Origin of the sequence: Natronorubrum aibiense, from assembly GCF_009392895.1 — an archaeon.
Classification (GTDB): Archaea; Halobacteriota; Halobacteria; order Halobacteriales; family Natrialbaceae; genus Natronorubrum; species Natronorubrum aibiense.
Genome location: NZ_CP045488.1, coordinates 1,725,736 through 1,746,729 on the forward strand (window position 1 = coordinate 1,725,736; position 20,994 = coordinate 1,746,729).

The 20,994-nt window shown below is 65.0% G+C and carries 21 protein-coding genes; 6 read left to right on the plus strand and 15 right to left on the minus strand.

What is annotated here, in order from left to right; translation table 11 throughout:
- Nucleotides 1-41: 41 nt before the first annotated feature.
- The 9 genes from GCU68_RS08455 to GCU68_RS08495 form a co-directional block, all read right to left on the minus strand.
- Complete coding sequence (locus GCU68_RS08455; RefSeq protein ID WP_152940679.1) at nt 42-728, minus strand: heme exporter protein CcmB; 687 nt, start codon at nt 726-728, stop codon at nt 42-44.
- Nucleotides 725-1,429 (minus strand): heme ABC exporter ATP-binding protein CcmA, encoded by a 705-nt coding sequence (gene ccmA / locus GCU68_RS08460; protein ID WP_152940680.1) that lies wholly within the window; start codon nt 1,427-1,429, stop codon nt 725-727. The genes GCU68_RS08455 and ccmA overlap by 4 nt, the downstream gene beginning before the upstream one ends.
- A 4-nt stretch (nt 1,430-1,433) precedes the next feature.
- The gene (locus tag GCU68_RS08465) at nt 1,434-1,814 is read right to left on the minus strand and encodes a cytochrome c maturation protein CcmE domain-containing protein (protein WP_152940682.1); all 381 of its coding nucleotides are present in this window, start codon (nt 1,812-1,814) and stop codon (nt 1,434-1,436) included.
- A 209-nt stretch (nt 1,815-2,023) separates the two neighbouring features.
- Nucleotides 2,024-2,335 (minus strand): HalOD1 output domain-containing protein, encoded by a 312-nt coding sequence (locus tag GCU68_RS08470; protein WP_161991503.1) that lies wholly within the window; start codon nt 2,333-2,335, stop codon nt 2,024-2,026.
- Nucleotides 2,336-2,560: 225 nt separating this feature from the next.
- The gene (gnd, locus tag GCU68_RS08475; protein WP_152940684.1) at nt 2,561-3,460 is read right to left on the minus strand and encodes a phosphogluconate dehydrogenase (NAD(+)-dependent, decarboxylating); all 900 of its coding nucleotides are present in this window, start codon (nt 3,458-3,460) and stop codon (nt 2,561-2,563) included.
- Between the two features lie 151 nt (nt 3,461-3,611).
- Nucleotides 3,612-4,049 (minus strand): hypothetical protein, encoded by a 438-nt coding sequence (locus tag GCU68_RS08480; protein WP_152940686.1) that lies wholly within the window; start codon nt 4,047-4,049, stop codon nt 3,612-3,614.
- Between the two features lie 87 nt (nt 4,050-4,136).
- Complete coding sequence (locus tag GCU68_RS08485) at nt 4,137-4,601, minus strand: copper resistance protein CopD (protein ID WP_152940688.1); 465 nt, start codon at nt 4,599-4,601, stop codon at nt 4,137-4,139.
- A gap of 73 nt (nt 4,602-4,674) precedes the next feature.
- The gene (locus GCU68_RS08490; RefSeq protein ID WP_152940690.1) at nt 4,675-5,229 is read right to left on the minus strand and encodes a metal-dependent hydrolase; all 555 of its coding nucleotides are present in this window, start codon (nt 5,227-5,229) and stop codon (nt 4,675-4,677) included.
- 57 nt (nt 5,230-5,286) lie between these two features.
- The gene (locus GCU68_RS08495; protein ID WP_152940692.1) at nt 5,287-5,769 is read right to left on the minus strand and encodes a deoxyuridine 5'-triphosphate nucleotidohydrolase; all 483 of its coding nucleotides are present in this window, start codon (nt 5,767-5,769) and stop codon (nt 5,287-5,289) included.
- Nucleotides 5,770-6,040: 271 nt separating this feature from the next.
- Between GCU68_RS08495 and GCU68_RS08500 the strand changes: the two genes are divergently transcribed.
- Together GCU68_RS08500 and GCU68_RS08505 are read left to right on the plus strand one after the other, a co-directional pair.
- Nucleotides 6,041-8,011 (plus strand): aconitate hydratase, encoded by a 1,971-nt coding sequence (locus GCU68_RS08500; protein ID WP_152940694.1) that lies wholly within the window; start codon nt 6,041-6,043, stop codon nt 8,009-8,011.
- A 175-nt stretch (nt 8,012-8,186) separates the two neighbouring features.
- Nucleotides 8,187-9,116 (plus strand): LLM class oxidoreductase, encoded by a 930-nt coding sequence (locus GCU68_RS08505; RefSeq protein ID WP_152940696.1) that lies wholly within the window; start codon nt 8,187-8,189, stop codon nt 9,114-9,116.
- Between the two features lie 323 nt (nt 9,117-9,439).
- Here the strand turns inward: GCU68_RS08505 and GCU68_RS08510 are convergent, their stop codons facing one another.
- Nucleotides 9,440-9,844 carry a hypothetical protein gene (locus GCU68_RS08510; protein ID WP_152940698.1) on the minus strand — a complete coding sequence of 135 codons (405 nt, stop codon included), beginning with the start codon at nt 9,842-9,844 and terminating at the stop codon, nt 9,440-9,442.
- A 127-nt stretch (nt 9,845-9,971) separates the two neighbouring features.
- Here GCU68_RS08510 and GCU68_RS08515 point away from each other — a divergent pair, with 127 nt between their 5' ends.
- Entirely contained in the window at nt 9,972-11,330 is a 1,359-nt protein-coding gene (locus GCU68_RS08515; protein WP_152940700.1) for a restriction endonuclease, read from the plus strand.
- Nucleotides 11,331-11,352: 22 nt separating this feature from the next.
- Here the strand turns inward: GCU68_RS08515 and GCU68_RS08520 are convergent, their stop codons facing one another.
- The 5 genes from GCU68_RS08520 to GCU68_RS08540 form a co-directional block, all read right to left on the minus strand.
- Nucleotides 11,353-12,762, minus strand: a complete 1,410-nt coding sequence (locus GCU68_RS08520) for a hypothetical protein (RefSeq protein ID WP_152940701.1) — start codon at nt 12,760-12,762, stop codon at nt 11,353-11,355.
- A 65-nt stretch (nt 12,763-12,827) separates the two neighbouring features.
- Entirely contained in the window at nt 12,828-13,376 is a 549-nt protein-coding gene (locus tag GCU68_RS08525) for a flavodoxin domain-containing protein (protein ID WP_152940703.1), read from the minus strand.
- Between the two features lie 156 nt (nt 13,377-13,532).
- Nucleotides 13,533-16,079, minus strand: coding sequence for a heavy metal translocating P-type ATPase (locus GCU68_RS08530; RefSeq protein ID WP_152940705.1), 2,547 nt, complete (start codon nt 16,077-16,079; stop codon nt 13,533-13,535).
- A 51-nt stretch (nt 16,080-16,130) separates the two neighbouring features.
- A complete protein-coding gene (locus GCU68_RS08535; RefSeq protein WP_152940707.1) occupies nt 16,131-17,381 on the minus strand; it encodes a beta propeller repeat protein in 1,251 nt (416 codons plus the stop codon).
- Nucleotides 17,382-17,519: 138 nt separating this feature from the next.
- Nucleotides 17,520-19,031, minus strand: a complete 1,512-nt coding sequence (locus tag GCU68_RS08540) for a sulfatase (RefSeq protein WP_168927080.1) — start codon at nt 19,029-19,031, stop codon at nt 17,520-17,522.
- Between the two features lie 376 nt (nt 19,032-19,407).
- Between GCU68_RS08540 and truA the strand changes: the two genes are divergently transcribed.
- From truA to GCU68_RS08555, 3 genes are all read left to right on the plus strand, one after another.
- Nucleotides 19,408-20,250: a tRNA pseudouridine(38-40) synthase TruA gene (truA, locus tag GCU68_RS08545; RefSeq protein ID WP_152940709.1), complete on the plus strand. Its 843-nt coding sequence runs from the start codon at nt 19,408-19,410 to the stop codon at nt 20,248-20,250.
- 42 nt (nt 20,251-20,292) lie between these two features.
- Nucleotides 20,293-20,535 carry a hypothetical protein gene (locus GCU68_RS08550; RefSeq protein ID WP_152940711.1) on the plus strand — a complete coding sequence of 81 codons (243 nt, stop codon included), beginning with the start codon at nt 20,293-20,295 and terminating at the stop codon, nt 20,533-20,535.
- 123 nt (nt 20,536-20,658) lie between these two features.
- Nucleotides 20,659-20,979: a NifU family protein gene (locus GCU68_RS08555; protein ID WP_152940713.1), complete on the plus strand. Its 321-nt coding sequence runs from the start codon at nt 20,659-20,661 to the stop codon at nt 20,977-20,979.
- Nucleotides 20,980-20,994 lie beyond the last annotated feature (15 nt).

A 20,994-nucleotide genomic window follows, 5' to 3' on the forward strand; every position in this document is an offset into this window, starting at 1 on the left:
TATCGAGGAGAAAGCCCACGACTTCAGTCGTGTGGAGGATGTCAACGTTCGACCACGTATTCGAACGTCACTAATCCGGTGAGAAACAGCAGTCCATCGTACACGAGCAAAAGTTGAAGCCACTGCCACGTCACATAGCCCTCCGTAAGCACACGCGTGAGTTCGACACCGGCGAGCAACACGGGAACGACGAGCGGCACGAGCAAGAGGGGTAACAGGAGTTCGCGAAGCCGAGCCCGGGCGGTCATCGTCGCGATGAGGACGCCGGTCGACGTGAATCCGAACGCAGCCAGCACGAAGACCACCAGCAGTATCGGAACGACGTCGAGTGGGACCGTAAACTCGAGGAAAATGACGGTACAGACGAACGTGATGACCGCAACGGCCGTCGTAAAGACGGTGTTGCTCAGCACTTTTCCGACGTAGATCGCCGATCGGTCGACGGGCAACAGGAGAAGGCCGTCGAGTCCCGCGTCGGCTGTCTCTGCCGTTGCGCTCTGGCTGACGCCGAAGGTCCCCGCGAAGATGAACGCGATCCAGAGCGCGCCGCTTCCGACGACGCCGACGTCCGTGAACGATCGGGCGAAACTGAACGCGAAGATGACGACGACCAGCAACGCGAACACGACCGCCGTGTTGAGTACCTGCTTCGAGCGCAACTCGATGAGCAGGTCCTTGCGGATGACCTCGAGCACGACGCGGGTGTACTTGCGGAGGCCGTCGATCATCGTGGTGTAGCCGGGTCTGTTGTGCGCCGGTAGATGGTCTCGAGTTCGTCCGTCGTCGAATCTTCGATTCGAACGTCACGCGAAACGGTGCCGTCGACGAGCACGAGAGCGCGATCACAGTCGGTAGCGCCCCGTGTTAAGTCGTGGGTCGCGAGCACGACCGTTCGGTCGTCGAACTGGTCGAGAATCCGTTGCAGATCCGCAGCCGAGCGCTGATCTAGCCCGGCATAGGGTTCGTCGAGCAACAACACTGTCGGATCGTGTAACACTGCGCGAGCGATGGCGAGTCGCTTTGTCATCCCGTGGGAGAACGTTTCGACGCGCGTCGACGCTTGCGTCCGGAGATTGACTTGCTCGAGGACTTCCTCGACGCGGTCGGTACTGACGCCTCGGAGGCGCGCGTGGAGACGGAGGTTTTCACGGGCAGTGAGGGTGCCGTACAGCATCGGTCGGTGGCCCATGACACCGAGATTTCGTCGGACGCGCGTCGCATCGGGTGTTACGTCGTGTCCACCGATCCGAATAGAGCCGTCGCTCGGGAACGAAAGCGTGGCTAGCATCTGCATCAGCGTCGTTTTGCCGGCGCCGTTCGGACCGAACAGTCCGACGTGTTCGCCTGATTCGACGGTGAAGCTGACGTCGCGGACGGCGACCGTCGAACCGAGTCGCTTCGTGACTCCCTCAGCGGTAATCGATGCCATCGGTTTAGGCGTGTTCTTCGGGTGGGTCGCCGTCTTCGTCGTCGTGGGCCCTGACCGAGAGTTCGGTCGCCTGAAGTGTCCCATCCTCGACGGCTCCTTTCGCGACGACGATCCGGTTTTCGGCCATCGTTTCGGGCATCGTGCCCTCGTAGACAACATCAACCGACGTGTTATTGTCCGAGACGGAGAATCTGATCTCCTCGCCCGTCTGTTCGATGTCAGTCGCTTGGCCCTCGAGATTAACCCATTCGCCCTCGTACTCGCCGTCGTCAACAGCCGTTGGTGTAACGAACTCTGCGGACGCGTTCATCACCGTCACTCCTAGGGTGCCGAGGAGCAATAGAATCCCGACGCCGACGAAGAGGAGCTTGTTCCGTCGTTTCACATCACAGTATCGAGAATAAGAATAGTTGAATCTTTTGTGTTTATAAATGTGGATCGCGACGATCAGTCCGAGACGGGATCGGGGTCGAACGGTGAAGACGATCACTCGAGCGGAGGAGCGAACGCTGTACGACGAACGGCGACTCGACTACCGTTGGTCGCTGCCGTGTCGGATCCGACGGAATCTCGTACGTGCCGCCAAACCCAGCGTTACGCCGACGGCCCGGAGTCGGCAACCCCGCGAGCGCTCTCGAGTCCGACCGTGACCGACTCGAGTGAGATGTCGATGCCGTCGTCGGCCCGTTCGACGACGACGGTATAGCCCGCATACTCGAATGAAAGGGAGGATACGCCGTTGGTGGGCGTACAGAGCGAGTCGAGTGCTTCGGGATCGACCGCGTCATAGAGCGGCTCGAGTTCGAGTGGATCGGTGTCGGTGACCGTTGCGACAAGAGAGACGACGGCCATGCTCGGCCGTTGTTCATCTGCAGCCGTCACTGTCATCGAGTGCTGAGCGTCCATTACTGAGGTCGTCGACACCAGAAGTAAAGAAAATACCCCAATATTTCGCCCCGAGTCGGACACAGAAAATCACAGTTCGATTTCGTGTGATATCGTTCGTGCTGGCTCCTGCTATTGGATATTTGTGATAGAGTACGCCTGCAGCGATGGGGGCTAGTATTGTACGACTCGTTCAGAACGCTATCGATACCCAGCGAGCGACGCTCGCTCGGCTTCGAAGCACCCTTACTCTCGACGCGGGACGTCGTGACGGCCGAAGCCGTACCGCAGTCGGTTCGCCAGCCGGCGCGAGAAGCGACCGTCGTGGGCTCGAGAGCCGAAGCGTTCGCCGAGTGCGGTGTAGATCAGCGGCAGCGGGACTTCCTGCTTGAGGCCTTCCTGAACGGTCCAGGTCCCCGTCGAGCCGCCTTCGATACGATCCGCGACGTCGCCCAGATCAGTGCCTTCCTCGCGGAACGCTTCCTCGCAGAGTTCGAGCAGCCACGAACGGATCACCGCGCCGTTGTTCCAGACCGACGCGACCGACTCGAGATCTAAGTCGTAGCGACCCTCGTGGAGCAGTTCGAACCCTTCGCCGTAGGCCTGCATCAGCGCGTACTCGACGCCGTTGTGGACCATCTTCACGTAGTGGCCCGAGCCCGCAGGCCCCATGCGCTCGTGGCCATCGGGTCCGGTTGCGACGGCGTCGAAGACGGGGGAGAGTTCGTCGTAGGCCCACTCGGGGCCGCCGACCATCAGCGAGAAGCCGAGGTGTGCGCCCGCGGGCCCACCCGAGGTTCCGCAGTCGAGATACGCCGCTGCACAGCTCTCGGCTCGTCGGACGGAATCCTCGAAGTAGGAGTTGCCGCCGTCGACGACCACGTCGTCCTCGTCGAGGTGGCCCTCGAGTTCCTCGAGCGTCGCGTCGACGGCTGCGCCCGCCGGGACCATCAGCCAGATGTGTTTGTCGTCGCCGAGTCGGTCCACGAGGTCGTCGACCGAGTCGGCTGGTTCCGCGCCTGCGTCGGCAGCCGTCGCGACGGCCTCCGGCTCGAGGTCGAAGGCGACGACGTCGTGGCCTGCCTCGAGAGTGCGGTCGACGACGATCTGTCCCATACGTCCGAGTCCGATTACGCCCAGTTGCATGGGGGTCACTCGGCGGGGGTGAGAGGTAGTGGTTGTGATTTGTGCTCCTCGCCAACCACTGGGGTCGAACCGTTATAAAAGCCGGAGCAACCGCTCGAATGGATCGCCACAGTACCGCACAGCGCAAAACCGAGACGTCCGTGTGTGGGTGTCAGTGAAGGGGCTCTTCGAGTCGAGCCCAGCCGATCGCATCGAGGACGACGATTCGATCGTTGTAGTGGACGTAGACACCGTTGTACTCACCGCGATCGCCGTCGTAGTACGGCAGCGAGCCGCGGATCGAGTCGACGACCGACCAGGCACCATCGTGCTCGATGGTGACGTGTTCCCACTCGTCGTATGCGTCGTTTCGAACGGCGCGGTCGATCGCACGCCGCACGCCGGGGATATCGCTCAGCCGACGGGAGGTGCTGTCGACGATGGTAGCACCGTCGGGAACGTCGTCGTGCCCAACGATTCGTGCACCGAGATCGGCCTTCGATCGTGACGAGCAGTCGGCCCGGTGGCCCGAGCGAAGCACGTAGCCGGCGACTGCAGCCGCGCCGACCGCGAGCACCGACAGCGCCATATCTTTTCCCCTGATCATCATGGGTGTACGTTACAGTAACTGACTAAGTATCTTTCGTAAGAATATTGTTTTCTAATATGTTTGCCGAGACGTACGATAGAACGACGCTTACAGGAGTCGCGCGACGTTCGTCGTGATCATCCCACCGACGACGAGCAACGCGATGGAAACGACTGCGGCGATCCGATACAGTGGCAAGGCATCGCCGGCCGGTTCGCGCAGTTTCTTCCCGTTGAGTCCCGCCTCGAAGCGCTTCGCGCCGACCTCGACGAGACCGGCCAGAATCGCCCACAGCGCGACCATCGTGAGCACGAGGTGGCCGTTCGTCGACCCGAAGAGGCTCTCGGTCGTGTACCGCATTCCGGCAAGGTGACCTCCTGAGAGCAATAACACGAGGGCGCTCACGCGCGAAATCATCGTCAGTTTGCCCGAGATGACTTCGAGCGGCTTCGTCGTGTTGAACGCGCCGTCGCGCGCGAGTGGCAAGACGACGAGCGCGACGAAACAGACGCTACCGGCCCAGAGCGCGGCGAATATGAGGTGAATCGTCTGGGCGAGGAATATATCAACCATACCGAGTTCCATGGAGAGGTGCAGTATCAGCGTTCCGACTCGCATCCGCCTCCGACCGTCTCGGTCGCCGGACTCACTCGAGCCAGTCCGGCAACCACGTTACCAGCCGCCGTCGGACCAGCGTGTACGCGAGCGAGACGGCGAGACAGACGGCGGCCACTGTCTGTACCCAGCCGTCGAAGACGACCAGCGCGGGTACCGCCAACGAGACGGCGAGCGCGGCGTCTTCGGGGGCGCCGTCGTAGCGGATCCACCGGCGCGGCCGGAGCCACCGTCCGCGGACGTGGTCGTAGACGGCCCGGTCGCTCTGGTCGTTCCAGGGGTCCATCTCCGGACCACCGCCCAACGCGTCGCTTGCGGCGTGAATCCACATCGAGACGGCACACGCCGCGACTGCGACGGTGCCACTCGAGGGAACCGCGATCGCCACGCCGACCGCTGGAACGGCGACCGCGAGCCCGGCGACCGGGAAGTGCAGCGTCCGCCGATGGGCTGCGACGAGGTCGAAATCGGGCGCGAGGCCGCCGAGGATCGCCCCGATCGCGAGCGGGGCCGCGAAGTCGGGGAGGGCGTAGGCGACCGGCGCGACGACGGCGAGTCCGGCGAAGACGTGCGTGGTCGCCATCATCACTGGACTATCCGACTCGAACGGCTAAAACAGTACGCGAACCGGTGGTTCGTGGGACTACTCGAGGTTCTCGCCCTGATAGCTTCCGTCGTAGACGTCCTCGTGGTTGGCTTCGGCGAGGACCAACTGGGCGATCCGGGCCCCGCGTTCGATCTCAACGTCGTGGTGGACCTGCAACAGCCCCTCGCCGCGGCCCTCGTAGCCGGCGTCCCAGACGGCCGTATTCAGCATACACGAGTTTCGCATCAGCGACGAGCGCGGGTAGACGAAACCGACATGCCCCTCGGGAATCCGAATCCGCTCGCCGTAGCGGGCGACGTAGGCCCCTTCGGGGAGATAGAAGGTATCGGGGTCTTTCTGCTCGAGTTCCTCGAGTGGGCGGGCGATCCGGTCGCCGATCTGTTTGTCGTCGCGACCGATACGACCCGGCTCGAGTTGCTCGAAGACGACGTCTAACGTGAGGTCGACGCCGTTTGGCTGTACCTGTTCGACAGCCGTCGGCGAAACGTGGTCGGCAACGAACGCACCGGAACGGAACATACAGTGACAACGCGCCGGGGCGGAGAAAAGGGTATCCGTTCATGACGGCCCGTTCGGGACGTGTACACGCCACAATCCATCACGCTCGAGTCGACGAACGGCCGGTTTTCTCGACTCGTCAAACGGATTCGCCGCTTCCCGGACACCTGTCCATGCCGATGGCAACAATCTCACGAAACACGAAGACTTTTCCGACGGGGGCCTCGAAACGGCCGTTTCCTGACAGAAACACGCTGGATTTATCAGGACGGACGGCCCACTTCTTAGTGCTATGGGACAGACTCTCACCGAGAAGATTCTCGACGATCACCTCGTCGAGGGCGAACTCGAGACCGGCGAGGAGATCGGGATCGAGATCGACCAGGTGCTCACACAGGACACGACCGGGACGATGGTCTGGCTCCAGTTCGAAGCGATGGGACTGGACGAGGTCCAGACAGAGATCGCCGCTCAGTACTGTGACCACCAGACCTACCAGTTCGACTTCAAAAACACGGACGACCACCGTTTCCTCCGCTCTGCTGCCGGCACATATGGCGCTCATTTCTCTCGCCCCGGCAACGGCATTTGTCATAACGTCCACCGCGAGAACTTCGCGGCCCCCGGCAAGACGCTGCTCGGATCGGACAGCCACACCCCAACGCCCGGTGGAATCGGCGAACTCGCCATCGGTTCCGGCGGGATCGACGTCACCGTCGCGATGGGTGGCGCACCCTACTACATCGAGATGCCCGAAATCGTCAGCGTCCGTCTCGAGGGCGAACTCCCCGAGTGGGCCACCGCGAAAGACGTCATCCTCGAGTTGCTCCGTCGCCTCTCCGTCAAAGGCGGCGTCGGCAAGATTCTCGAGTACACCGGCCCCGGTGTCGAGACGCTCACCGCCCCCGAGCGGATGACGATCACCAACATGGGAACGGAACTCGGCGCAACGACGTCGATCTTCCCAACCGACGAGCAGACCCAGGACTACTTAGAGCGCGTCGGCCGCGGCGAGGAGTACGTCGAACTCCAGCCCGACGACGACGCCGAGTACGACGACGAGATCGTCGTCGATCTCTCGGATCTCGAGCCGCTTATCGCCCAGCCGTCGATGCCTGACAAGGTCGTCCCCGTCAGTGAAGTCGAGGGCGAATCCGTCGAGCAGGTCATCGTCGGCTCCTGTACGAACGGTGGCTACGAGGACATCCTCCCCGTTGCCAAGATGCTCGAGGGCCGCGAGACCTCGATGGAGACCGAAACCATCGTCGCCCCTGGCTCCAAGCAGGCCTCCGAGATGCTCGCCCGTGAGGGCTGGGTCGCGGAGATGATGGCCGCTGGCGTCAACTTCTCGGAAGCGACGTGTGGCGCCTGTATCGGCATCGGTCACGTCCCAGCCTCCGATTCGGTCTCGCTGCGCACCTTCAACCGCAACTTCGAGGGTCGCTCGGGGATCGAAGACGACAACGTCTACCTCTGTTCACCGGAGGTCGCCGCCGCCGCATCGCTCAAAGGCGAGATCGTTGACCCACGCAACCTCGCCGACGAACTCGACGACCTCGAGGCACCCGGCGTCGAGCTCCCCGACGAGTACGACGGCTCCAAGACGGACCTCATCAGTCCCGACGAGGCCGTCGACGACGAGCTCATCAAGGGCCCGAACATCGGCGACGTCCCGCTGAAAGACCAGCTCGGCTCCGAAATCGAAGGCGAAGCGCTGCTCAAGATGGAGGACAACATCACGACCGACCACATCATCCCGGCGACGCAGGACATCCTGATGTACCGGTCGAACGTCCCCAAACTGAGCGAGTTTACGCTGAGCCGTGTCGACGACACCTTCGCCGAGCGCGCACTCGAGGCCGACGGCGGCTTCCTCGTCGCCGGCGAGAACTACGGCCAGGGTTCCTCGCGCGAACACGCCGCCCTCTGTCCGATGTATCTCGGTATCGAGGGCGTCCTCGCACAGAGCTTCGCACGCATCCACCGTGCGAACCTCTTTAACTTCGGGATCGTCCCACTGACGATCGACGAGGAGACCTACGAGTCGATCGATCAGGGCGACGAGATCGAGATCGTCGACGACGTCTACGAGGCCGTCACGAGTGGGCAGGAAGAGTTCACGGTCCGCGTCGGTGACGAGGAGTACACCGCCACGCTGGACGCCTCCGAGCGCGAGCGCGACATCCTCGCCGCCGGTGGCAAACTCGCCTGGACGAAAGAACAGGCCGAAGGCGGCAGCGGCGCCGCACCCGCCGACGACTGATCGACATCCGGCTTCGATCTTCTGCTTTTTTCGTCGCTCGAGCGACGCCACGTTCTATCGTTCCCTGCGTGGCGACACCCACAGCGATCCGACGAACCGCTATCCGTCGGTTCCGGGGCAGCAAACCGCACCGACAACGGCAGTGTCATAGGGCCGCGCCCGATAGCCCACTCGAATGGCAACCGGCGAACGTGACTTCGAAAACGCGGGGTATCGACGGCTGTTCGACACCGACGGGCTGACGTTCGGAGCCGGCTTTCCGCTGACGGGAACGAACCGATCGACGCCGGACGTCACCGAGGAACTTCGACTCGCAACGCACGCCGAATCGGTCGGCTTCGACGGCCTCTGGGCCCGCGACGTTCCGACCTACTGGCCGAAGTTCGGCGACGCGGGCCAGACGTTCGACACCTGGCCGTGGCTCTCCCACGTCGCCGCCCACACCGACGACATCGCACTTGGCACCTCGAGCGTCGTGCTTACGCTTCGTCACCCGCTACACGTCGCGAAATCCGCGGCGACGGTCGACCACCTCTCGGATGGCCGACTCGTTCTCGGTGTCGCCTCCGGGGACCGGGACCCCGAGTTTCCGGCGTTCGACGTCGACCGCGAAGACCGGGGCCAACTGTTCCGCGAGTCCGTCGAAGCGATGCGAACCGTCTGGCGCAAGGAGTTCCCGGAACTCGAGGGCCAGTGGGGCCGACTCGAGGGCGACCTCGACGTGGTCCCGAAGCCGACGACGGAGACGATTCCACTGTTGCCGACCGGCCACGCCCGCCAATCGCGGGAGTGGATCGCCGACCACGGCGACGGCTGGCTGTTCTATCACCTGCCCGAGCGCACCCTGCAGAACTATCTCGTAGACTGGCGCGAGTCGGCCGGCGAGAAACCGTTCGCGATCGCGATCCGCGTCGAGTTGGCCGACGACCCAACGGCGGAGCCAGAGCCACTCCACCTCGGCTTTCACGCCGGCGTCGAGTGGTTCCAGGATTACTTCCGGCGGCTCGAGGAATACGGCCTCGATCACGCGATCATCGGCATCCAGAACGACGACACGGAAGCAGCGCTGTCGACGTTCGCCGACGAGATTATCGAGTGGCTCTAACAGCCAGCGTCGGACCGTCACTTCTCGAGTCGAATCACCAGTTCCGTTTCGTTCTCGTTCTTGACGGTCGTGTCCGGATCGATCGAGACGGATATCGGAAGCATCGGAACCGCTGGAACGCCCCAACGCCGATCTGGCAACGCTCGCGGGGACTGATCACGGGTCGACCACCGGCGATCGTGAAACGCAGCCGGAGCAGTCCACCGCGGACCAACGTGAAACGCTGGTCGACGACCAGCGCGCGTCGGATTCTTCCCAGGGCTAACGCCGTGGCTTCCTTCGTGGATTTCTGTAAACCTCGTTTGGAGGCGAACTACTGGACGTCAGTTGTCGTCTCTCTTGGCCCGTTCGCGCAACCGCCGTTTCTGACGGCGTTCGGTAACGTGGTCGATGCCGTCGGCCAGTTCGTCTCTGACTTCGTCTTCGAACGTGTCGACCTCCTCGAGAAACGCGGTCGAAAACTCCTCGACGAGTTCGAACGTCCACTGGTCGCTGACCGCACCGGCGGGCAGGTGGTCGTCCCGAAGTTCGTTCGCCCACTCCTCGTGACCGGCCTCGCGAAGCCGGTCTTCGGCGTCGCTCATCCGGTCCATCGCGTGGCCGAGTTCGTGGTGGAACTCGAGTAAGTTGCCGTACGCTCGATAGACGTACTCGATACCGAGTTGCATGTCGTGGAGGGCTTCGGCTTCGGCGTCACTCAACTCGAGGTCGTCGGGGTCGGTCGTCATACGTCCCGAACCACGAACGGAGGAAAAGTCGTTTCAGGCGCGGCAATGGGTGCCGATGTTCGGCTGTCGAGACTGTCTCGAGTCGAAACGCTATCAGCGGTCGACTCGGTAGTCGATCGTGAACGCGATGGCGATACTCGACGACCTCTCGGGCTACGAGTTCGAGGACCTGATGGAAGATGTGTTTCGACACCTCGGCTACGAGAACGTCCGCCAGTCGAGACGGACGGCCGACGAAGGGCGAGACATCCTGATGGAGGAGGTCGTCGACGGCACCCGGCGGGCGGTCGTGGTCGAGTGCAAACACACGGCCACCGTGAGTCGCCCGATGATCCAGAAACTCCACTCGGCGGCGACGACCTACGAGTACGACGGCCCGGTCCGGGGGATGGTGGCGACGACCGGCCGATTCACCGACCCTGCCCGCGAGTACGCCCGCCAGTTGGGTGACGGTGACGGCGGCGTCGAACTCCTCGACGGGCAGGATCTCCGAGCGATCGGCGAGGAGATCGGCATGGACCTCTACAACGGCCGGATCGAGATCCTCTGTACTGAAACCCTCCAGCCGGTCCACCCCACCGCCGGCCGGGACGCCCCCGTCTTCGAGGCCGTCCGCGAGATCGATAATCTCGAGGCCGTGACCATCCCCACGCCGGAGACGACGGTCTCTCTCGAGCCGATGGTGACCGTCCGCGCGAAGACCGATGCCACGTTCGAGACCTCCGTCGGTGTCATCCACCGAATCGACGAGACGAACGAGTTCGTCATTCACGCCGACCGCGATGCGCCCGCCGTGGCGACTGGTGACGTGCGAAACCTCGTCGTGACCCGAACGGCACCCCGCGTCGACTTCGAGGACGCGGCGCTCGAGTCGATGTTCGACGGCGTCGAGCGCAAGCGATTCGGCCAGACCGAGACGGCCTACAAGGAGTGGGCGATCGACCGGCTCCGGCAGGCACACACGACGACGATCCACTACACGGGCGGGAACAACGTTGACTACGAGAAGACCTGCACGCCGACGCGCTCGGATATCTCTATCCAGGAGATCGATCCTGTCTACGTCCCACACGTCCGTTCGCTGCTCTCGCTCGGTTCCTACGAGTACGAATACAGCTACTACGCCGCCGGCCCCTCGCGGTCGACCACGACCAACGACCTCCAGCGGTGTGTCCACTGTGAGACCGCCGGCCCGAACGAGTCGCACATCTACTGTGCCAACTGCGGGAGCATCAACTGCGACGACCACATCGAAACGGAGCGACTCGAGGGTAAGCCGGTCTGTACCGGCTGTGCCGTCACCGAGCGATTCGCGTTCAAGACGAAGTACTTCTACGACGAGGCGAACCTTGAGGCGTTCCGCGAGGAGTACGAGGCGATGCCGGTCCACGAGAAGGCGATGGAAAACCCGGCGCTCGCGGCGGGAGCCGTCCTCGCTGCGCTGTTCGTACTCGTGTTCGTCGCGAGTGTCGTCGGCGTCGTTTGATCCGACTCGTTGACGGCCGTTCTCACGCCGCGTCGGTTTCGACGGCGGAGCGTGCGGACTCGGACACCTCCGCTCGCCGTTTGAGTTCTCGAAGCATCCGTCGCTCCATGACGAAGTGGGCTGGTTCCCAGAAGAGGTAGTCGACCGCGGCCTCGAGCCCTGACGACGTGGGCGACCGCATCCGGGCGACGAGCCGCGTCTTCTCCTCTTCGGGCTCCTGGAGGACGAACGCCCAGGTCCACGTCGGCCCGTCGATGGGTGGCCGGAGAACGATGGCTCGCTGTGTCTCGAGATAGACGACCTCCGGTGCACTCTCCGGCGTCGAAATCGGAGAGTCCGCCGGAGCCAACCGGACGACGTCTCCCTCCTCGAGCGTCTGATACTCTGGAACGATTCGATCGACGGTGTGGATGTCCGCGCCGAACAGGTTCTCGAGGAAATCATAGCTGTAGAACCCGCCCCGGTTCTGGCCGATCTGGACGAGCCACTGCCACGCCGCGTCGGGAGCCGCGTCGATCTCGATCGCGTGTGTCACCTGATTGGCGGGCTCGTCGACGAACTCGTCGCCCGGCAGTGCGCCGACGGCTTCTCTGGGCGTCGTCCCCCACCGCCGGTGCCATGGTCGCACGCGGGTGTGATACGCGCCGCCTATCGAGAGGGCAGCAAGGAGCCACGGCCATCGGCGGCGCGGGACACTGACCGGCGTCCGGGCCGCGTTGCCGTCCCCGCTCGCTGTGCCCGCTGCGTCGTCGGTCGCCGATCGCGGCCGCGTCGTGTCCCGGTCGCGTGCCCGATCCTCGGCATCAGTCCGGATTCGATCGAGGGCGCGCTGCATCAGGTAGCCGGCGAACGGGCCGATCACCCGCCAGTACCGCTCGAACTGCCGTCGGGACTCGTCGTCGGTCGTCGCCGTCCGCGCTTCGTAGGTGAGCAGCGTTCGGTGCTCGCCGTACGGCCGGACCGACAGACTCACCGCGAGTTTCGCATACCCCGGGTCGTCGAACGTCGCGAAGTCGTCGGGGTCGATCTCGAGCCACTCGATCGACGGCTTCCAGAACGTTCCGACGGTGCCGAAGACGAGCTCCTCGTGTGCTCGTTCGTCGATCAGGACCCACTCGTCGCTCTCACCGAGTCGTTCGATCGTCAACTCGTCCGGGAACTGTGCCGGTTCAGTGCCCCGAATCAAGCGCTCGAGTCGAGCCGGGAGGTCCCGGAGCCGACTCAGCCCGCGAACGACGGGGCCCGTATCCATCATGTCAGCTTCGAGCATCGCGTCGTAGGTCGTCTCCGGTGCGGCGTCGACGACGGTATGACGCCGCTGTGTAGCATCGTACGTCGGGAGATACTGATCGATCAGTAGCGAGTCATCAACTCGTAACGCGTCGTGGTCGCCTCGACGCCGGTTCAGTGTCTTGACGAGTGGGGCGAGCATGGCACCGTCCTACGCCGGCAACGCGTATAGAACGACAGTGTCTTCGAGTTTCGGCCGGTGGCCGATCACGGCTCGTCGGGGAGCAGCGTCGTAAACTCCTCGGCGAACGACTCGATCTCGTCCCAGTCGGTGTACTCGTAGTCCCGGGAGGTGTCGGTGTCGCCGCCTTCGCTCCCCGCGATTCGGCGCATCATGAACCGTTTGAGCAGCCCGTACTCGCGGTACTTGAGCGCGCCCGCGACGAGCAACGTAGCGTCCGGCTCCCATCCCGTCGTTTCGAGGAACTCCTCGAGCAGATCCCGAACTGGCTTGCGCTCGGCGGGATCGTCGTGGGCCGCCGTCAGGCTCACCGAGAAAAACGCCGACGGGAGCCGGTTTAGCGCCTCGTTGTGCTCGCGGACGAACGACTCGACGTACGACTGGTGTGACCCCATGTGGATCGATGCGCCGACGATCACACCCTCGTACGTGCCCGGATCGAGTTCCGCCGGCGGGTGTTTCGCGTGGACGACCACCACGTCGTGGCCCGCCGTCTCGAGGACGTCGCCGATTCGTTCGGCGACCGTCGCCGTCTGGCCTTCGTTCGAGCCGAACGCGACCAGTACGCGGGCCATCACCGCTCACCCCGACGCGGTCGGCGTGTGTGGTCGACCAGAACGATCCGCGCTCGCGAGCGAGCCGTCTCGAGGGCAGCCATACGCTTCCTACGGGATGGAGTGCTATCAAACGATGCCGTCGACGAGGCGCCTGTGGGACGCGTCGTACCCTGCTCACTCGCGGTCGGCCCCGAGCAGCGATCGGGAGGAGTTGCCGACGATCAGCAGGCCGCTTACGATCAGCGCCGCAGTTGTGACGACGGGACTCAACAGTCCCGCCAGCGCGACGGGGATCACGAGCGCGTTGTAGGCGAGCGCGAGCCAGCCGTTCTGGACGACGCGCCGGCGAGCGCCGCGTGCGATCGCGAACGCCCGCTCGACGGCGGTGAGGTCGTCTTCGACGATCGCGAGGTCGGCGGCGTCGGCGGCGAGCGCCGTCCCACCGCCCAGCGAGATGCCGAGATCGGCGGCGGCGAGGGCGGGCGCGTCGTTCGTCCCGTCGCCGACCATCGCAACGCGGTTGTCGGCCCGTAGCCGTTCGATCGTCGCCGTCTTCGCCGCGGGAGAGACGTTTGCGAAGACGTGGTCGATACTCGAGTGCGCCCGGAACTGGGCTGCCGCCGAGTCGTCGTCGCCGGTCAGGATGACGACGTCGACGCCGCTATCGGCGAGCGCCGTCACCGTCTCTTTCCACTCCGCGCGCGGTTCGTCGCCGACGACGATGACCCCTTCAGCACGGCCGTCGCGCCCGACGACGGCGGGGAGGTGGCCGTCCGATCGGACGGCTGCGACGCGCTCCTCGAGGTCGGTATCGATCGCCCACCCCTGATCGCGAAAGAGGTCGGGATGGCCGACGAGCACGCGCTGGCCGTCGACGACGCCCTCGACGCCGGTCGCGTGGCGTTCGAACGCCCGGATTCGCCCGCTTCCCGGCCCGGTGCTCGCATCCTCGTCCGCGACGCCGCCGTCAGTCCGCGTTGAGTCCGCTCCGTCGTCGGCGAAGGCGGCTTCGATCGCCGCGGCGGCGGGGTGTGCGCCGCGTCGTTCGATCGCCCCGGCCGCCGAGAGGAGGTCGTCCGGAGCGTCCGCCTCGAGGACGGTCATCTCGCCGGTCGTCAGCGTCCCGGTCTTGTCGAAGACGACGACGTCGACCGCGCGGAGCCGTTCGAAAACGCTCTCGTCGAAGACGACGATGCCGGCCTCGAGCGCGTCGCGGATGCTGGTCGCGATCGAGTACGGCGTCGCGAGCGCGAGCGCCCACGGGCTCACGGCGATGATCGCCACGAGTGCGGCCGTCGTGGTCGTCAGGGGCCCGTTGCCCAACACCACAGATCCCAGCGCGGCGGCGACGACGGCGACGGCGACGACCGGGAGCAGTCGCCCGGCGAGGGCGTCCGCCCGGTGCTGGACGCCGTGATCGGCGCTCTGGAGGTTCCAGACGGTGCGCGTCAGCTGGTCGATGCTGCTCGTCGTTCGCTCGCCGACAGCGACGACGGCGGCGTTGCCCGTCACGACCGAGCCGCCGACGACCGGATCGCCGGCCGATTTCGAGACCGGGAGCGACTCGCCGGTGATGACCGCCTCGTCGACCGTACACTCCCCTTCGGCGAGCGTTCCGTCGACCGGGATTCGCTCGCCTGCCCGAACCAGCAGGCGGTCGTCGGCGTCGACCTCCTCGACCGGCGTCTCGGTGGTCGAGCCGTCAGCCTCGAGGACGCGAGCCGTCCCGACCTGCGAGACCGTGAGATCGGTGAGTCGGTTCATCGCCGTGCGTTTGATCGACTCCTCGTAGAAGACCGCGGCCATGACGGTGGCGGCGATGAGGATCGTCAGATCGTAGTAGATGTGGGGATCGCTGCGGGCGAACGAGAGCGTCCCGTAGCCGAACGCGGCGAGGATCGAGAGCGCCGCGAACAGATGTGTACTCGGCCGCCGAAGCTTTAGACTGATGTACGCGCCGCGCAACAGCGGCATTCCGGTCAAATAGAGGACGATCCCGGTCACTACGAGAAAGGTCCGCAGGAACAGCAACCCCTCGAAGTTCGCGAACGCCCCGCTATAGCGCTCGAACAGCCAGTAGTCGGTGTACGCCGAGAGATACACCGGGTACAACACCGAGGCGTACGGCACGAGCAGAAACGAGCCGAAGAGAATTCCGACGATGTAGCGCACCTCGAGGACGTCCTCCGACCGGCGTTTTCGTAGCCCGCGCATTTCGCGGGATCGACGCGTGGTACTCGAGTCGTCCGTCGTGGCGTCGTCTGTCTCCGCGTCCGCCGCCTCGTCGCGACGGTACGCCGTGTAGCCGGTCGTCGTCAGCGCGTCCTCGAGCGTCGCCGCCGAGACGCGGTCGGGGTCGTGGTCGACTCGGACGGCCTCCGTGACGTAGCTCGCTTCGGCGTCCGACACGCCGTCGATACCGTCGGCGACCGACTCGAGATACTCCTCACAGAGCGCCGAGTGCATCCCGTCGACCCGGAAGAACGTGCGCGTCTGCGAGGCAGCCGAATCGCTAGAGTTCTCGGGGCCGGTATCGCCGTCGACGTGCTCGACGGTGCCGACAGCACCGTCAACTGGTCCGAGTGCAGCGGCGACGTCACGACAGCCCGACGAACAGAACGGGCCGTCCGCGACCGTTTCAGAGCCCGTCTCGGTGGGCGGTTCGGTGATCGCTGTCCCGCAGAGGCGACAGCGGTCGTGGTCCGTTCGCTGATCGCTCACGAGTCGAGATAGCGCGCTCGAGGACAATAACTGTGGCCGACGGCCAGCCGCTTACCGTTGCCCTCGTTCGACGACGGTTCCGCCCTCGCCGACCGCGACTGCTCGATCGGGGCCGAGCGACACGGCCAGCAGCCCGCCGGCGGCGTCGGTGTCGAACCGTTCCCACGAAGCCTCCGGAGACAGCCGTTCGAACATGCCGTCGCCCGTCGTACACGCGACCGTTCGGTCCCCGTGTCGATCGAGTCCCGACAGCGATCCGTCGACGACGCGCTCGGGAGTCCATCGCGAGCCGTCGTAGCGGTGGACGACGCCGTCGTCGTCGCTGACGACGCAGTCCCCGCGCCCCGCCGTTGCGACGTCGGTGAGCGTCCCGTCAGCTCCCTCGAGGCCGATCCGTTCAAACGACTCGCCGCTGTCGGTCGTCTCGAAGACGCTGTCGTTAGTGTCACAGCAGTAGCCGACTCCGCCGTCGGCGAGCGAAACGCCGCTCAGACTCGAGCCGCTGCCGGGTTTGTCGGGGCCGGTCCACTCGAGATCGCCCTCGCGGTACGCGCCGCGAACGATGCCGCCGGAACCGGTTATCAACAGGACCGTCTCCTCGCCGCTCGCGCCGCCGACGGCGACGCCGAGCCAGTTGTCGGTGATGTCTTCGGGGGCCGTGTAGTCCGTGTGACGGCCGGTCTCACCGTCGATTCGCCCGAGCGCGCCGCTGTCGCCGGCGATCCAGACCGCCTCGCCGTCCGCCGTCGCAGCCACGCCACGGAGGTCGTTGCCTCCTGCTCCCGGCCCGTCCTCGAGGGCGGGCGTCCACTCGGCGCCGTCGCTCGCGAGGACGACCCCGCCGTCGCCAACGGCGTAGCCGCCGTTCGACCCGGTGACGGTTACGTCGTGCAGCGTCGCGTCCGTCGGCGTCTCGACCGCGTTCCAGCCGACGACCGCGGAACCCCGTTCGTCGGGCCGCCGTTCGCGTTCGCCTCGTGTGCCGTCGTCAGCGGAGTCCGGCCGTTCACGTCCCGTTCCATCCGGCGTTTCGATCGGTTCCGCATCAGCGTCGGGTTCCGCGGACTGTGCTTCGCTGTCGGTTCCACCGTCCTCGAGGGAGCCTCGTCGCCGAAGATAGAGCACGATCGGCGGGACGACGTATGCTGCGATTGCGAGGCCGGCAAACCAGCGGTGGACGATCGTCAGCGTCCCGAACGCGGTCAGCCCGGCCGTCGCGATGGCGTGGATCCACGTCTTCGTGTAGGATCGAAAGAACGGGACGAACCCGCCCTCCTCGAGTCGGACAGTGTGGAATGTCATCGGTCGAAGCGTCGACGGTCGCTGCTCGTTTCGTCGCTCGAGTCGTCCCCGGCGTGGCGACGTGCGTCGGCATCCGGCGACGCGGACTGCCGGCCGAATAGGCTCTGCAGACACCGTCGCGACGGCGACGCGGTCGTCTTACAGGTAGCCCAGATCCGCGAGTCGCTGTTTCGTCCCCTCGCGCATCTCGACATCGTCCGCCGTCGCGGCTTCGGCGAGCGGTTCGAACCGTTCCTCGAGGCGCTCGCGGAGCACCCGGACCTGTTCGGGCTCCTCGGCTGCGATATCGGTGTGCTCGAGCGGGTCGGTCTCGACGTCGTGGAGTCGTTCGAAGCCGTCGTCGCCGCGGACGTACTTGTACGATCGCGTGCGGACGGCCCGCAGTCGCCGGTCGAACGCCTGGACCCGGTCAGGGACGTCGCCGAAGCGCGCCTCGAGGCGCTCGATCGAGGGTTGGGGCGCGACGTACTCGGCGAAGACGGCGTCGCGCGGTTCCGCCGCCGAGTTCGGGTGCAGCGATCGGCTCGAGCCCTGCTCGTCGAGTTCGGGGTCGTCGATGCCGACGGTCTTGAGCAGCGTCGCGGGGAGATCGAGCAACTGGACCAGTTCGGCTCGTCGGCCGCCGCCGGTAAACGGGCCACCGTGGACGACCAGTGGAACGTTGAGAAGGGTATCATAGAGGTTGTACTGGTGGCCGAAAAAGCCGTGCTCGCCGATGTGCTCGCCGTGGTCGCCACAGACGACGAACAGGGTATCGTCCCATTCATTGGCGTCCTCGAGCGCCCGCCGAAGGGCGGCGAGTTGGTCGTCAACGTAGGCAAGTTCGGCCCGGTAGAGGCCGCGAAGCAGCGCGAACTCCCGATCGGAAAGGGAGTAGTCTTCACAGTCGTAGGCGCGGGGGTCCTGCCGGATGGCGGTCGCCTCGTCGTAGCTCGCGCCCTCGGGAAGGAACCGATCGGCGTACGCCTTCGGCGGATCGTACTCGACGTGTGGCTCGATGAAGTTACAGAACAGAAAGAACGGGCGGTCTTCCGACCGTTCCTCGAGCCAGCCGTCGACCCAGGTCGTCGATCGGTCGGCCCCGTCGTCGCCGGCCGGCTGGAACACCTCGCTGTAGAGGATGTTCGCCGCGTTGACGACCGGGTTGCCGTCGAACAGTCGGTTGCGGGCCGCCTGCAGTTTTTCTTGGAGGTCTTCGCCACGGACGACCGCGCCCATGTCGGCGTCGGACTGGATGAACTGCCAGCCCTTTCGCAATTCGTCGAACCCACGGTCGAAGCCGAACTCCTCGGTGATCCAGGTGTTGTTCGAGACGCCGATGGTCTCGTATCCCGCGTCGGCGAACGCTTCGGGGAGCGTGCGCAGGTCCGCATCGAGATACGTATGACCACCGTGAGTGCCGTGCTCGGAGGGATAGGTTCCCGTAAACAGTGACGCGTGGGAGGGCAGCGTCCACGGGGCGGCTGCGAAGGCGTTGTCGAAGGTTGTGCCCTCGGCCTCGAGTTGGGTCATCGTCGGGGTCGTCTCCGGGCCGGTGCTTTTCGCCCGGGCCGTATCGAGTACGACGAGCACGACGTTCCGCACAGTCGAATGTGACTCCGGGTCACGTCCGTTAGCCGACACTGAATCGTGTCCGTTGGATTCCGCCATGGTTGCCACAACTCCACCTTTCGAGGGGAAGGGTGTCAGCCCGGAGTATGCAGGTATCGTGTCTGTTATTTCGGCTTCAGATGCGCCGATATCGTCGGGGAACCCCATCAGACCAACGGACAGCTGACAGTATCGATCACTTACGCCGACCTAACCAAAGCCTGATAGTCGTCCCAGAGAGACACCCTTGCGTCTGTATCCCTCCGAACGCTTACTCTCGCCGTTCACATACACCAGGCATCATGGACCCGCCGAATATCGTCCTCGTCTACTGTCACTACTGGGGAAATACGTAGGCTGTTACGGCGTGGCCGTCGACACCCCGCGGGTTCGACGGCCCTAACACGGCCGCGCTCCTCAGTTGGAGCGAAAACCGATGCGCGCCTTTCGGATCGCTTACGACGGCACCGGCTACTACGGCTTCCAGCGCCAGCCCGACGTCGCGACCGTCGAGGACGCTATTTTCGACGCCGTACGCTCGCTCGAGGTGCTCGCGCCCGATGTCGACAAGCCCGCTGGGTACGCCGCCGCCGGCCGCACCGACGCCGGCGTCTCCGCACTCGCCCAGACGATTACCCTCGAGAGCCCAGACTGGCTGCGGCCGCGAGCGCTCAACGCCGATCTCCCCGCCGACGTCCGCGCCTGGGCGTTCGCTGACGTCCCCGACTCGTTTCACGCTACCCACGACGCGACCCGGCGAACGTACACGTACCACCTCTACGCGCCGCCAGCCGCGGGCGGCAACAGTTCACGGCCCGTCTCGAAGTCGATCGACGACGACCGGTTCCACGCCGCCTGTGAGGCCCTGTCCGGTCCCCACGATTTCCACAACCTCACCCCGGACGACCACAACACCGAGCGCTCGCCGACGCTCGAGGCGACCCGCGACGGCGACTACCTCGTCCTCACCGTCACCGCCGGCGGCTTCGCCCGCGAACTCGTTCGGCGACTCGTCTCGCTCGCTCGGGCCGTCGCCACCGGCGCGGCCACGTTCAAAAAGATCGAGCGGGTTTTCGAGTCCGAGTCGCTGCCCGGCCACGAAGGGATCGCGCCCGCGCCGCCGGAACCGCTCGTGCTCGCCGATGTCGAGTATCCGGGTCTCGAGTTCGTCGTGGACGAACAGGCGGCCTCGAGTGCGCGGGAGCTCTTCGAAACGCGCTGTATCGACCGTCGAACCGGTGCACGGGTCGCCGGACAGATCGCCGACGGCGTTCGGTGAGTGGACGATGATTTTTTATCGCCGGGGCCGACTGTTCGGCGCATGGAACTGTCGCCGGAAGAGTACGGCGCGTACTGGCGGGCATCGCTCTACGTCGCTGCAGGAATCGTGATCGCGGTGCTCGGCACGCGCGTCACGTCTCCGTTTCTCTCCCATCCCAACGCCGGTGCGGTCGGACTCGGGCTCTTCCTGTTCGTGGCCACCGTCGTCGTGAGCGCGTTCGTCGCGATGCTCGGCGTCGCTCGCGTCGTCCGAACCGCTGTCGACGCCGAGATGCGTGGGTGACCGCGCTACGGCAGGTGCTTTCAACACGCACTCGCTCGAGTCGATGCCACATGACTCCGGCGTCGGTGCGACCCGACTCCGGCGGTGGACAGAGATTTATCCGCCCAGTCCGTTCGCTCTCCCATGAGTGACTCCGCCGATACCCAGTCCCCGGAAGACGCCGTTAGAGAAGCTGTCTCCCTGTTCCTCCAGCGGAACTTCCCACAGATTCAGGCCCACGGTGGCGACTCGTCGATCACCGAGGTCGACCTCGAGGCAGGTCACGTCTCGATCAACCTGAGTGGTGCCTGCAGCGGCTGTGGCGTCAGCCCGATGACGACCCAGGCGATCCAGCGCCGACTGCCGAGCGAGATCGACGAGATCGATCGCGTCTCGGTGACGACCGGCTTCGACGGCCTGACGGAGGGAACGCCTCGAGATATTTCCGACGACGTCCCGTTCTGAGTGGCCGTCAGTCGT

What these genes read in the sequence shown, in the direction of transcription:
- GCU68_RS08455 (WP_152940679.1), bottom strand. Translation starts at nt 728, where the DNA reads ATGATCGACGGCCTCCGCAAGTACACCCGCGTCGTGCTCGAGGTCATC.
- ccmA (WP_152940680.1), bottom strand. Translation starts at nt 1,429, where the DNA reads ATGGCATCGATTACCGCTGAGGGAGTCACGAAGCGACTCGGTTCGACG.
- GCU68_RS08470 (WP_161991503.1), bottom strand. Translation starts at nt 2,335, where the DNA reads ATGGACGCTCAGCACTCGATGACAGTGACGGCTGCAGATGAACAACGG.
- gnd (WP_152940684.1), bottom strand. Translation starts at nt 3,460, where the DNA reads ATGCAACTGGGCGTAATCGGACTCGGACGTATGGGACAGATCGTCGTC.
- GCU68_RS08480 (WP_152940686.1), bottom strand. Translation starts at nt 4,049, where the DNA reads ATGATGATCAGGGGAAAAGATATGGCGCTGTCGGTGCTCGCGGTCGGC.
- GCU68_RS08485 (WP_152940688.1), bottom strand. Translation starts at nt 4,601, where the DNA reads ATGGTTGATATATTCCTCGCCCAGACGATTCACCTCATATTCGCCGCG.
- GCU68_RS08490 (WP_152940690.1), bottom strand. Translation starts at nt 5,229, where the DNA reads ATGATGGCGACCACGCACGTCTTCGCCGGACTCGCCGTCGTCGCGCCG.
- GCU68_RS08495 (WP_152940692.1), bottom strand. Translation starts at nt 5,769, where the DNA reads ATGTTCCGTTCCGGTGCGTTCGTTGCCGACCACGTTTCGCCGACGGCT.
- GCU68_RS08500 (WP_152940694.1), top strand. Translation starts at nt 6,041, where the DNA reads ATGGGACAGACTCTCACCGAGAAGATTCTCGACGATCACCTCGTCGAG.
- GCU68_RS08505 (WP_152940696.1), top strand. Translation starts at nt 8,187, where the DNA reads ATGGCAACCGGCGAACGTGACTTCGAAAACGCGGGGTATCGACGGCTG.
- GCU68_RS08510 (WP_152940698.1), bottom strand. Translation starts at nt 9,844, where the DNA reads ATGACGACCGACCCCGACGACCTCGAGTTGAGTGACGCCGAAGCCGAA.
- GCU68_RS08515 (WP_152940700.1), top strand. Translation starts at nt 9,972, where the DNA reads ATGGCGATACTCGACGACCTCTCGGGCTACGAGTTCGAGGACCTGATG.
- GCU68_RS08520 (WP_152940701.1), bottom strand. Translation starts at nt 12,762, where the DNA reads ATGCTCGCCCCACTCGTCAAGACACTGAACCGGCGTCGAGGCGACCAC.
- GCU68_RS08525 (WP_152940703.1), bottom strand. Translation starts at nt 13,376, where the DNA reads ATGGCCCGCGTACTGGTCGCGTTCGGCTCGAACGAAGGCCAGACGGCG.
- GCU68_RS08535 (WP_152940707.1), bottom strand. Translation starts at nt 17,381, where the DNA reads ATGACATTCCACACTGTCCGACTCGAGGAGGGCGGGTTCGTCCCGTTC.
- GCU68_RS08540 (WP_168927080.1), bottom strand. Translation starts at nt 19,031, where the DNA reads ATGGCGGAATCCAACGGACACGATTCAGTGTCGGCTAACGGACGTGAC.
- truA (WP_152940709.1), top strand. Translation starts at nt 19,408, where the DNA reads ATGCGCGCCTTTCGGATCGCTTACGACGGCACCGGCTACTACGGCTTC.
- GCU68_RS08550 (WP_152940711.1), top strand. Translation starts at nt 20,293, where the DNA reads ATGGAACTGTCGCCGGAAGAGTACGGCGCGTACTGGCGGGCATCGCTC.
- GCU68_RS08555 (WP_152940713.1), top strand. Translation starts at nt 20,659, where the DNA reads ATGAGTGACTCCGCCGATACCCAGTCCCCGGAAGACGCCGTTAGAGAA.